Source organism: Lentilactobacillus hilgardii, assembly GCF_009832765.1.
In the GTDB taxonomy this organism is placed as follows: Bacteria; Bacillota; Bacilli; order Lactobacillales; family Lactobacillaceae; genus Lentilactobacillus; species Lentilactobacillus hilgardii.
Genome location: NZ_CP047121.1, coordinates 530,290 through 542,647, shown reverse-complemented (window position 1 = coordinate 542,647; position 12,358 = coordinate 530,290). Strand labels below are relative to the sequence as shown.

The 12,358-nt window shown below is 39.6% G+C and carries 8 protein-coding genes; 2 read left to right on the top strand and 6 right to left on the bottom strand.

Annotated features, from left to right (window positions below):
- Positions 1-21: 21 nt before the first annotated feature.
- From argF to GQR93_RS02440, 4 genes are all read right to left on the bottom strand, one after another.
- Entirely contained in the window at positions 22-1,053 is a 1,032-nt protein-coding gene (gene argF / locus GQR93_RS02455) for an ornithine carbamoyltransferase (RefSeq protein ID WP_003552004.1), read from the bottom strand.
- Positions 1,054-1,346: 293 nt separating this feature from the next.
- Complete coding sequence (gene arcA / locus GQR93_RS02450) at positions 1,347-2,588, bottom strand: arginine deiminase (RefSeq protein ID WP_035444292.1); 1,242 nt, start codon at positions 2,586-2,588, stop codon at positions 1,347-1,349.
- A gap of 1,038 nt (positions 2,589-3,626) precedes the next feature.
- Complete coding sequence (argR, locus tag GQR93_RS02445) at positions 3,627-4,106, bottom strand: arginine repressor (protein ID WP_003551998.1); 480 nt, start codon at positions 4,104-4,106, stop codon at positions 3,627-3,629.
- Positions 4,107-4,241: 135 nt separating this feature from the next.
- Positions 4,242-6,554 carry a glycoside hydrolase family 65 protein gene (locus GQR93_RS02440; protein WP_035444290.1) on the bottom strand — a complete coding sequence of 771 codons (2,313 nt, stop codon included), beginning with the start codon at positions 6,552-6,554 and terminating at the stop codon, positions 4,242-4,244.
- A 332-nt stretch (positions 6,555-6,886) separates the two neighbouring features.
- On the opposite strand from GQR93_RS02440, the gene GQR93_RS02435 reads away from it, so the two are divergent.
- Both GQR93_RS02435 and GQR93_RS02430 read left to right on the top strand, forming a co-directional pair.
- Positions 6,887-7,819, top strand: a complete 933-nt coding sequence (locus tag GQR93_RS02435) for a LysR family transcriptional regulator (RefSeq protein ID WP_159298633.1) — start codon at positions 6,887-6,889, stop codon at positions 7,817-7,819.
- A gap of 454 nt (positions 7,820-8,273) precedes the next feature.
- A complete protein-coding gene (locus GQR93_RS02430) occupies positions 8,274-10,169 on the top strand; it encodes a S53 family peptidase (protein ID WP_003551989.1) in 1,896 nt (631 codons plus the stop codon).
- Between the two features lie 84 nt (positions 10,170-10,253).
- On the opposite strand, the gene GQR93_RS02425 is transcribed toward GQR93_RS02430, so the two are convergent.
- Complete coding sequence (locus GQR93_RS02425; protein ID WP_187117516.1) at positions 10,254-11,558, bottom strand: nucleobase:cation symporter-2 family protein; 1,305 nt, start codon at positions 11,556-11,558, stop codon at positions 10,254-10,256.
- A 244-nt stretch (positions 11,559-11,802) separates the two neighbouring features.
- Entirely contained in the window at positions 11,803-12,162 is a 360-nt protein-coding gene (locus GQR93_RS02420; protein WP_003551985.1) for an aggregation-promoting factor C-terminal-like domain-containing protein, read from the bottom strand.
- Positions 12,163-12,358: the final 196 nt, after the last annotated feature.

Below are 12,358 nucleotides of genomic sequence, written 5' to 3'. Positions count from 1 at the left end.
CTTCTATAATTAAGTTTGTTTCTAAACTCTAGGAATGAATAGGTTACCCAAGGTTGCTGCCATCATTGCCTTGATTGAGTGCATTCTGTTTTCTGCTTCCTCAAATTGACGGGCATATTTACTGGTGAAGACTTCATCAGTAACTTCCATTTCTGTAATACCGTACTTTTCTTTGATTTCTTTACCGTATTGAGTATCAGTATTATGGAATGCTGGTAAGCAGTGCATGAAAATTAATTGGTCGTCAGGCGTACCTGTCTTCTTCATAGCTTCCATGTTAACTTGGTAAGGTGTTAATTCCTTAACACGTTCTTCCCAGTTGCTTTCACCCATAGATACCCATACATCGGTGTAAACAACGTTGGATCCCTTAAGTCCCTCATCAAGGTCATCGGTAATCACAAGTTTGGCACCAGATTTTTCAGCGAAGCCCTTAGCAATGTTTTGAGTTTCCTCTGTTGGGAATAAGGCCTTTGGTGCAACAATATGAATGTTAACACCCAGGATAGCACCGGTAACCAACAATGAATTGGCAACGTTATTGCGGCCGTCACCCATGAATGTTAAAGTCAAGCCTTGAAGTTTGCCAAAGTTTTCCTTAACAGTCATGAAGTCAGCCAACATTTGAGTTGGATGCCATTCATCGGTTAAACCGTTCCAAACAGGAACACCACTATCTCTAGCTAAGATTTCAGCATCACTTTGCTTGAATCCACGGAATTCAATTCCATCAAACATGCTGCCAAGCACTTTAGCAGTATCTGATGTACTTTCCTTTTTACCCAGTTGAATATCGTTTTGACCCAAATACTCTGGATGAGCACCTAAATCAATAGAAGCAGTTGTGAATGCCGAACGAGTTCGAGTTGATGACTTTTCAAACAATAGGGCAATGTTTTTTCCTTCCAAATAATGGTGAGGAATGCCTGCTTTTTTCAAAGCTTTCAAGTGTAAACCGAAATCAATTAAATATTCCAGTTCTGCAGCGGAAAAGTCTTTTTCAGCAAGGACGCTGCGGCCTTGAAATACGTTTTGTCTAAAATCTTTTGTCATATCGAATTCTCCTTGATGTGATTTTTGGGTACTAACTTTGTTTAAAGCTATTTTAGGACTGCTCCATCAACCATAAACCTGCATACAAGTCAACTTGGCTCAAATTCCAAAAACAGGAATTTAATCCAAGCCGGCTTGTACTCCGGTTTATCCCGGGTTGATTTCGCACACTTTCTTAGGACTGCTCCGCTAAGCAACGTTTTACATATAAGGGATAAATCTTAAAAATCCAAATACGGGATTTCCAAGATTCACGCCTTATATTCCAAACGTTAACCGCTTAGCTCCGCACACTACTTCTTAAGATCTTCACGGACGATTGGGCAGCTCATGCAACGTGGACCCCCACGGCCCCGAGATAATTCACTTGAAATAACCTCAAGTACTTTTAATCCGTGTTTTCTTAATAATTCATTAGATACATAGTTTCTGTTATACGTAACAACAACGCCTGGTGCAATGGCCAATGTGTTGGAACCATCATTCCATTGTTCACGACCGGCAATAATTGGATCACCGTTACCAGTTGGAATCAAGTCAAGGTCGTCCAAATTAAGGGCAGTCTTCAAAACTTTCTTCAAGTCAGTATCGTGTTGAAGGTTTAATTCGCCTTCATTCTTACCTGGTGTAATTGTCCAAGTATCAATTTGACCACCTTTGCCAAGAATACCTGGATGAACTGTGAATTGATCATAGTTGATCATTGTGAACACAGTATCCAAATGCATCATCGCATGGTTATGAGGAATCTTGATAGCAATCACTGTATCGTACTGACCATCTTTAAAGAGGTTCTTGGCGATATCTTGAATAGCATCTGCAGAAGTTCGTTGTGAAACTCCGATTGCCATAACGTGATTGTTTAATACTAATTCATCTCCACCTTCAATTCTGGTGGTGTGGTTACGGTCACGCCATACATGGATGCCCTTGTTAGCGAATCGTGGATGATATTTAATAATTGTTTCATTAAATAATGATTCACGTTGACGAGCAGCGAATGTCATATGATTAATACTTAAACCATCCCCGATACATGCCGAAGGGTCACGCGTGAAGTATAAGTTAGGCATTGGATCCATATAAAATTCGTAGTCTTGATTTTCAGCACAACTTACGAGATCCTTTGGTACAAAATCAAGTTCGTTCTTTCGAACGCCTTCCATAATCTTAACAACCATGTCTTGGTTATTCATGCTGCCAAGATATTCTTTCAATGCATCATGAATGCTGCCTGCTGCATATCCTGATTCTGTCAACATTTGCTCTAAGAAGTGATTACGTACTTCTTCGCCACCAGCATCCAAAGCTTCAGCCGATAGTTTTTCCAAGTACAATACCTCAACACCGTTATCACGAAGTGTGTCAGCAAAATAATCATGTTCTTTTTGAGCAATCGGTAAATATGGAATGTCATCGAATAATAATCGAGGCATCATTTCAGGTGTAAAGTTTTCGATTTCCCTACCGGGTCGTTTCAACAATACAGTCTTTAGCTTACCGATTTCTGAGTAGTTATGAATTGGACTTGTCATTTGTGTAACCTCCATTCTTCCCTTGAATACATACCTAATGATAAACCGTTTTGTAAACGCTATCGTATAATTTCATGCATTGAAAATGTCGATTTTTTAGCAAAATTAGCATGCTTTTTTTAAGCCATGAATATTATTAAGCATTTAGCTAATTATTCGCTTCACAAACGGAATTTTATGGTTTTTTATACAAACTAAAATGATTAAATGAGAAAGTAAAAGTTTGATTAAAATTACCCATACCCTATAATATCACACTTTCTTCATATATTTCATATTTTCTTCTAATTTAAAACGGAATAAATATTTTTTTGGTTTGCAAAATATTCATACTTTTTTCAAATAAAATACATACTTTTAAACGGCTTAATAACAAAAGTGCTTGCTATGAAAGCGGTTACCGAGGTTTGTTGCTTCTTTCCAATTGGATTTTCATACATTAAACGCATTATTAGGCTAATCAAAAACGGGGAGAACCAATTCCCCCCGTTTTTGGTTTATCTATTATGTTAATAATTGAAACTGTTTTGTTCTGCACACTCTTAGGACTGCTCCAAATGACTGATTCCTGCCATACAAGAAACTAAATCCAACATCTCAAAACCGGGGATATTGAATTTAGCTCCTTGTACTCCGGAATCAAAACGTCTTTTTCCGCACACTGGGTTAGGACTGCTCCTCAAAGCAGTACCACTTCATATAAGGGATCTATTTGAAAAATCCAAACCCGGGATTTCCCAAATCGACGCCTTATACTCCGGGTACTAACCGCTTTGCTTCGCACACTTTCTTAGGACTGCTCCTCAAAGCAACATTCTGCATGTAAGGGATTCTTTTCAAAAATCCAAATCCGGGATTTCCGAAAAGAACGCCTTACACTCCGAATGCTAACCGCTTTGCTCCGCACACTGGATTAGGACTGCTCCGTCAGCCACAAGCCTGCATACAAAACAAGCGCCACAAAATTTCAAAAACGGGAATTTCCTGCCGCTTGCTTTGTACTCCGGCTTGTCCCAGGCTGACTTCGCACACTTTAAATTAATCCACCGTTGTTATCAGCAAATCCGGATTTGAATGTTTCAGAAACAAGTTCTTAATATTTTCAGCTGATTTGACTGATGGGCAAAACGTCACGATCGTATCATACCCAGCCAAGGTCCCCGCAACATCATCCATGTGCAGGTCGTCAATCACGGCCGCAAGTGGATTCGCATAACTCGGTTGCGTATGAATAACATTGATAAATTCGATTTGCCGGACTTCGGTTACCGTTCCATTAATCATGCGGTACATCCGTTCCAGTTCATTTTGATTTCCCGATTTAAAAATCATATATCTGGAATTGCCGGAACTATCAGGCTGCTTCACAATTTGCATTTCACGGATATCCCGTGAGAGTGTTGCCTGTGTAACGTTAATACCAGACAGTTTTAGCTTTTCCATTAATTCTTCTTGGGTTGTAATTGTATACTGATTGATAATTTGTTCGATTTTAGCCTGCCGCACGTCTTTTTTCATGATTTTACCTTCCCTATTGAAAATAAGTTGCTTAAATATCCATAAATTCTCAAGTTAATTGCATAACTACATCATAACAAATCATAATACAAAGTGCGCGGTTTGGCTATAAAGAAATAACCATCATTATTTATACTAATATTTACAAACTTCCTTGACATGCTGGGGAGTAACCCGAACTTTCTTGCCGTAAACGTAAACTTCGCAAGCTTTACCACTTGTCAGCTCAACATGGACCTCGTTTTGATAAATCGTAAATAAACACTCATTGTTATGAAGCCGAAGCTTAAATTTAATCGAATTCCAAGCCGAAGGTAATTTTGGCTCCAAGCTGAAATGTTCCGCGTTATTAACAACGCCGGCAAAACCATAAACGACACCCTGCCATGCTGCTCCCAAACTACCGGCATGAATGCCATTCTGGGTGTTATGATGCAAATCCAGCAAGTCTGTCTTTACGGCTTGCGAGAAGAAATCATAAGATTGCTCCTTTTTTCCGGCACGTGATGCTGCAATGGCGTACATAGCTTTTGACAAGCTTGAATCGTGGGTCGTGATCGGTTCATAAAAGTCGTAGTCGGCAATTAACTGTTCCTTGGTATTCCCCTTTGGAAACAGGATATCAGCCATAATTGTATCTGCCTGCTTGTTGACTTGATAACGGTAAAGCATTAAGGGATGATAATGAAGCAGTAACGGGAACAAGCTCTGATCGATCTGATCAAGGTGCATTGGCGGCAGCTGTTCGAAATCCTGAAACTGCAATTTAACGTTCTTTTCCTTATCATATGGAAGATACATTAAATCAGCCGCCTGCTTCATTCTGTCAATTTCCTTATCGGAAACATTCAATCGACTCGTCACATCGGTTGCCTTAAACTTTTCAGCATACTTAATTGCCAAGCGCAGGTTGAATTGAGCCATCACATTAGTATAGTAGTTATTATCAACCAATGCACTGTACTCGTCAGGGCCGGTCACCTTGTTAATGACAAAAACGTGCTTTCCATCAAGCTCCGTAAAATTACCATACTGCATCCAAAAACGGGCAGTTTCCAAAATAATTTCAAATCCATATTTTTTAAGAAAATCATCATCACCGGTAATCGTATAGTACTGTTCTATTGCAAAGGCAATATCAGCGTTGATATGAAATTGTGCCATCCCAGCTAACCAATATGAGCTCGATTCGTACCCGTTAATGGTCCGCCAAGCATACATTGCCCCCTTAGGCAGACCGAATTCACTCGCTTGTTGCTTTGCAATATTTAAGGTGTGATATCGAAACATCAAAAGCTTTTTAGCGATTTGCGGTTGTGTGTATGTGAAAAAAGCCAGCATGAACATTTCGGTATCCCAGAAGAAGTGACCACCATAGCCATTTCCAGTCAGTCCCTTTGCAGGGATACTGGTGTTCTCATCACGACCTGCCGATTGATTCAGTTCGAAAAGGTTAAACCGCAAGCACAGTTGAATCTGTGGATCACCATCGATCTTAACATCACTATGAAGCCAAAAAGTCTGCCAAACTTGAGTGGAAGCCATTAATTCCGACTGAAACGATGTCCCTCGAATATAATTATCCAATGCCGAAAGATACTGATCAGCGTATACCCTTGCGTTCACTAAAGGATGAATATCGCCAATAGCAAATAAGAACTCAAAGTTTTTCTCGCTGCCTTTTTTGGCGTGATACTTGCTTCGATAGCCATACTGATTGTTTTCATCTTTGAAATAGTCGATTTTAGGATCTGGAGCCACATTTTCGTTAGCCTGAAACGTCAAAATGATCCCTTGCTGACTTCGAAAAGTGGTAATCAAATAACTCGGCTGACCATTATCAGGGATAAAGTCCAACTGCATCTCACCAATGCTCTGGCTTACCCGAACATCCTCATTCTGCTGATGTGTAGCCTGATTCACATAATTGTGCAGTTTAATAATCTCAACGTCTTCATCAAAGTTTGTCGGGATAATCGAATAGCGTATCCCATATACATTTAGTTTGCTTAAACTGGAAAAACTTTCGACTACCAGATTAAAGTTTCGGTTCTCAGGTGTTGTGATTGAAAACATTTCATGCAGCAGCCCCGTTTGCATATCCAGGTTTTTATCAATATTATCCACCGTAAAATGATCGATAGCTGAATCCTCATCGGCTACTTTAATTCTGATATATCTTGGATCAAATACCCGATTAATAATTTGATCATTTTCAGGATATCCGGTATATTTTTCGCCATAACTAACGTCGTTGTAATCGAAAAAACCATTAATAAATAATCCCGGCGACCCAATATAATCCAGGTTATTTCCTTGAAGCGGATTAGAATCACGGACGCCAAAATGACCATTACCCACATTATAGATAGTTTCCAAAAATAACGGTTCCTTACTACGTAAGTTTTGCAAATGAATTTGAAATTCCGGAGATTGTTCAATCCTCATAAGCACCGTTCCTCCTGCATAAAATAATTGACTCAATTTTACCATTCTACATAAAGATTTCACTTTTTGTTTGCAAAAAATTCATATTTTTATGTTAGTACATTATAGTAATCATTTTAAGATGTTAAGTTTCATTAAATCTACACGGGCAGTTGCAATTATTACTTTACTAGCTTATTACAACTTGGTATACTTTTTATTGACTTTCCACTATGATTTAATAAGTCGATAAGTCATTATGCATGCATCTGCCTATCAAATGACATATAATCAATATGTAAATAAAGGCTGGTAGCGTATAAAGATGAAAGGTCCTTAAAGGAGAAAATATTATGAATAGCAAATTACTTTCGTTTCTTGAAGAAATTAAGGCTCAGGGTAACATGTCAAAGGCAGCTCAAGCATTATTTGTTACACAACCCTATATCAGTCGGGTAATAAAAAATGCCGAGGTTAATTTTGGAGTCAGATTGATTGACCGATCATCTCATCCGATTCAATTAACCTATGCAGGTGAGAAATTATTATCTTACCTTCAAGAAGAAAATCGTCTCCGCGCTAATTTGGACAGAGAGATGACACATCTTTCAGAATTTAAGTACGGTCACTTGACCATTGCATCAAACGACATCTTGTCTAATGATATTTATGAACCCATCTTGATTAGATTCTCTCACAAATATCCAAAAATTCATGCACAAGTGATTCGCATGAACAGTAGAGATGCTGAAAAGCGCCTTTTGTCAGGATCCTTGGACTTTTTTGTTGGTCAACCCCTTTCAAATCCAAAGGTTGAATATCAACCAGTGGCAAAAATTCCGCTTGTCTTCATTATTCCGGAATCTTCTTCATTATTCCAAGCAGGTAAATATGAAGTCGATTATCAAAGCCTTGATTTTAGCAAGTTATCCGGTGAACCGTTTATTGGTATCCCACAACAAGACTATTATCAACGAGCTGTTAACAATTATCTCAGTGATCTAAGTGTCTCTCCTGAATATAGCTTGGAAGTTCCTGATATTCATTTGGCAGCCAACCTTGCTATTAACGCACTGGGTGTCACAATCGCACCTGAAATGTTCATTGCCGACCCGTTTGTCAGCGACGACCAAAAGAAGAAACTTAATGTTGTCCGTATTCCTTCCGATGCTTTAACTGCTGATTTTGGAATTACGTACATGAAGACCAAACAAACTTCCGAACCTATTAATGATTTATTGGAAATCATTTCTCAGGTGGTCGAAGAATATACACCCGGTCGATAATCAATAAAAATTCAACATTTATGATTAAGGGACACGCTGTTTTGCAAGATGCAAATAGCGTGTTCTTTTTTTATTTTCTGACTATGTAACCGGTTAACCCCACGAAGTATCCTCCTTTGTCATTAATTATTATCTTCCTGATTTTAATAACAATCTCCACAAATTCCGTCACATAAAATTCATATTTATGTAACATTATTGACATAGTGTGTTATTCAGAGTACCCTAACAATGATTAGGAAGGAGTCATGATCAATCACGTCAAGGCTTTGGGGAAAATTGGCAATTTAAATTCAATCAAAGAGTTGTTCATTTTTTGCACTATCCTCAGAGATTTGTTCGATACATAGCGTGCATCTCACTGAAGGAATTTGAGGGAACATTATTCTGAAAGGTGACTATGACACTTAATCAGGGGTGATTAAGTGCGGGGGAGATTTTTCACAGGAAGGGTATGAGTAATTTGAAGAAGAAAAAAATATTATTGGCAGGTCTCACCGGTCTTGCCGTCTTTTTAATGTTGACACCATCAGCTTCTGCAGCTTCAAAGAAGAAGAGTGCGGGCAGTGATCCTTATGGCATCAACAAGATCCTAAAGAAACTAATGGCAAAGAAAAAAGTTTCTCCAAAACAACATGTTCAGCTGGACATTTTTTTGAAGCCACAGAACCAAAGTCAGCTTACTGATGAGATTTATAACGTCAATACGCCAGGTAAACCGAATTTCAAGCAATTTTACACGCCATCAAGTTTTCGGGCAAAATTTGGTCAGCCTGCTAAAGTTACCGGCCAATATAAACCATACTTGGCCAAATATCATTTGAAGAGTCATGTTTTCAGTAACGGATTGATCATTAAGGTTTCAGGATCCGCTAAGAACATCAACAAGGCTTTCTCTACAAACCTCGAAACTGCAAAATACCATAATAATCCAGTCCAATTTTCCAGTAAAAAGCCAAAAATGCCTGCTGAATTGGCAGACAATGTCTTGACGGTTTTAGGAATTACCAACTTAAATACCAGGGCTGGAGGGTTGGCTAAAAAGAACAAAACGAAAGTCAAAAAGCCCGAAAAGAAATATGCACCAAGCAAATTTTCAGACAGATACCAACTTCAGCCGCTTTATGATAAGGGGTATGAAGGCCAGGGACAAACCGTTGGAATCATCTCATTTGCCGGCTTCAAGAAATCTGATGTCACCCACTTCTGGAAAAGTGAGGGTGTTAACAGCAATCCTAATCGAATTACTATCAAGAAGATTTCAAGCCCGTCCAGCCAGCCTACCAACGATGCATTGTCTCAAGTAGAAACAACGGTTGATGCCCAGCAAGCCGGAGCAATTGCACCTAAAGCCAACGTCCGTGTTTACCACTCGAATTTCAGTGATGTCGGCATGGTGAATGTATTTGCAACCGCCTTTGATGAAAATAAAGCCGGTTCCCTTTCATTAAGTTGGGGAATTAATGAGTACATGACGCATTATCTGAAGAATAATAAAATGCTGACACCCGTTTATGGACAAGTCATGAATATCGTGATGGCGCAAGGCGCCCTTCAAGGGGTTTCGACATTCGTTGCTTCTGGAGATAGTGGTGCACTTGGACAAGGGATCGGCGGTAAAATCGGTCCTATCAGCATTCCAAACTATAGTACTTATGCCTTTTTCCCGGCAGACAATCCATGGGTTACCACAACTGGGGGAACGACATTGCCTTTCAGTAAAAAGATCAAAAAAGGCATCAAAGTCTCCGTTGATAAAGAACGTGCCTGGGGTGGCGATTACATGTTCAACGCCTACGCCAAGGGTCGTCATGATCTATTGAATAACATTAAATTATATTCATACGCAATGGCCGGCGGTGGCGGTGGCATCAGCCACCTTTACAACACGCCTCAATACCAGGAAGGCGTTCCCGGTGTTAATACCTTTAACGCCCGTCAATACGTCTCAAATCTGATGCAGCCGCGAATGAACCCTGTTCTGGTGAGCGGGACAGATTATGGTCGAAACTACCCTGATGTATCCGCGAACGCTGATCCATTGACCGGATATGATCTTTATGATAAAGCACTGGGTGGCTGGCAGGTTACCGGTGGTACCAGCTTTGTCGCACCACAATTCAATGGTGCAACTGCAGTCATGAACAGTGGTAAGGGTCAACGAATGGGCCTTTGGAACACCCAGATTTACCAATTGGCCCAGGATAAAGATAAGAATCCATTTACAGTAATGGACAGTACCACCAATAATTCCAATCTTTATTACACAGGTCAGCCCGGAAAAATTTATAATCAAGCAACCGGGTTGGGAACGGTTAACTTTGAAAAGCTATATGACAGTTATCAATAATTTAACCATCTAAAAGTTAAACAAAAGAACCAGCTGGACGCCGAGAAATCTCAGTGTCTAGCTGGTTCTTTATTTTGCTTTATTTTATTCTTCCACTTTATCTTTCAAACCGGTATGGTTGAGAAGAACATTTAAAATAACGGCTGTAAAGCTGCCGACAACCATTCCGTTACTCATGATAACCTGAACGGTTGCTGGTAAGTATTGAAATAAATTGGGTTGAGTCGTTACCCCGAGACCAAGGCCAACTGAAACTGCAATGATCAGTAAGTTTTTGTTGTTAAGATCAATTTTGGACAACATTTTAATTCCCTGTGCCCCTACCATGCCGAACATAACGAGCATTGCACCACCAAGAACAGACGCAGGAATTAGCGTTGCAATCGCACCAAATTTTGGAATTAATCCCAAAAGCATTAGGAAGAAGGCTGAATAATAAATCGGTGCCAGCTTCTTGATGCCCGATAATTGAACAATGCCAACGTTCTGTGAAAAAGTTGAGTATGGAAAGGTATTGAATACACCGCCAAGGATTGCGGCAATTCCTTCTGAACGATAGCCATGTTCCAAGTCACGGTCTTCGAGTTTACGCCCGGTAATTTCACTTAACGCAAAATAAACACCGGTCGATTCAATCATACAAGTCAAAGCAGCCAGGATTAAGGTTGCAATCGACGACCATTCAAACTTGGGTGCGGCAAAGTAAAAGAATTGTGGTAATTGTGCCCAATGTGCCTGACCGACGGATTCAAACCCGACTGTCCCCATTGCCAATGCCGTTAGCGTACCAACCAAAATCCCAATTAAAATAGCAATTTGCTTTAGAAACCCACGTCCCCAAATGTTCAAAACAATAATAATCAGGGCCGTAAAGAATCCTAAGAATAAATGGGTTGGATCACCAAAGGCTTTAGCAGTCGAGTCACCACCACCCAGGTTTTGAAAGGCAACCGGCATCAACGTAAACCCGATTAATGTGATCAGTGAGCCGGTTACAACTGGTGGAAAGTATTTACGCATATGAGCAAATGGCTTAGCCGCAATGATAATAAATAAACCGGCACAAATAATGCCACCATACATATAACCAAGCCCGAAATTTTTTCCAATCGACTGAAGTGGTGCCACATACTCAACCGCACATCCCAAAACAACCGGCAATCCAATCCCTGTAATCGGTGTTCGTCTGATTTGAAGCAGTGTTGCAACCCCACACATGAAAATATCCATGGAAACAAGGTAGGTCATCTGTGTTGCGTTAAACTTTAACGCGCCACCAATCAACAATGGTACCAAAATATCGCCAGAGTACATTGCAAGTAAATGTTGAAACCCTAAAATTGCATTACGGATAGGTGTTTTCTTATCCGAAACAGAAACATTATTCATCATGCTCTCCCTTTTCATTCGTGTTTAAAGTGATAACGTCATGTTACCATGAAACTCTGACAATAACAACGCCATTTCCGAATAATAACGCTGACATACTCTAATATCAAGACAAATAACGAATAATTTTACCTTTTTCTACTTAAAGACAAGTCATCTGGATACTAAAAAAGCAGTTAACCGGAGAATACCGATTAACTACTGTTCTAATCTCATTCAGAAATAACCTTGTTGTTTGATCTTTTTAGTACCAACCATATGCTTGCCAATGATGCTTGGCACTGACCCAACTGCCATAACGAGCTTTAACGTAACGGTCAGCAGTCTTTTCTTGATTAGCTTTCGAATAATCACCATGTAAATATGATGAGCTTAATTGGTAACGGCCAACATAACGACCATTACGGGCAGAATATGAGCCCCGTGATTCGTGATAGGCAATCCACTTTTTAGCGGCAAGGTTTGCCTTTGATAGATTTGATTTATAAGTTGCTGAAGTACTGGTTGTTTGTGCGTTTGCGATTTCTTGGGTTGCGGCTACTTGGAATGTCCCAAACATTGTAAGTGCCATCATTAACGTAACGATAGATTTCTTTAAATTCATAATATAACTATTTCCCTCCGTAATTAATCAACGACTATGAATATACACTGTCGGATTTACACGAAGGTGTCTAGAAAATTACAAGCGTGTTAAAACAAAAGCGATTTTAGTAATATTTAAGACAGAATACCGTAACAACGGACAAAGACGCCCTTCATTTTGTAATGAAAGGCGTCAAATTTTAGCTAAAAAAGAT

Coding starts and splice junctions, on each gene's coding strand:
- GQR93_RS02420 (WP_003551985.1), bottom strand. CDS start 12,162: ATGAATTTAAAGAAATCTATCGTTACGTTAATGATGGCACTTACAATG.
- GQR93_RS02440 (WP_035444290.1), bottom strand. CDS start 6,554: ATGAGGATTGAACAATCTCCGGAATTTCAAATTCATTTGCAAAACTTA.
- GQR93_RS02430 (WP_003551989.1), top strand. CDS start 8,274: ATGAGTAATTTGAAGAAGAAAAAAATATTATTGGCAGGTCTCACCGGT.
- arcA (WP_035444292.1), bottom strand. CDS start 2,588: ATGACAAGTCCAATTCATAACTACTCAGAAATCGGTAAGCTAAAGACT.
- argR (WP_003551998.1), bottom strand. CDS start 4,106: ATGAAAAAAGACGTGCGGCAGGCTAAAATCGAACAAATTATCAATCAG.
- GQR93_RS02425 (WP_187117516.1), bottom strand. CDS start 11,558: ATGAATAATGTTTCTGTTTCGGATAAGAAAACACCTATCCGTAATGCA.
- argF (WP_003552004.1), bottom strand. CDS start 1,053: ATGACAAAAGATTTTAGACAAAACGTATTTCAAGGCCGCAGCGTCCTT.
- GQR93_RS02435 (WP_159298633.1), top strand. CDS start 6,887: ATGAATAGCAAATTACTTTCGTTTCTTGAAGAAATTAAGGCTCAGGGT.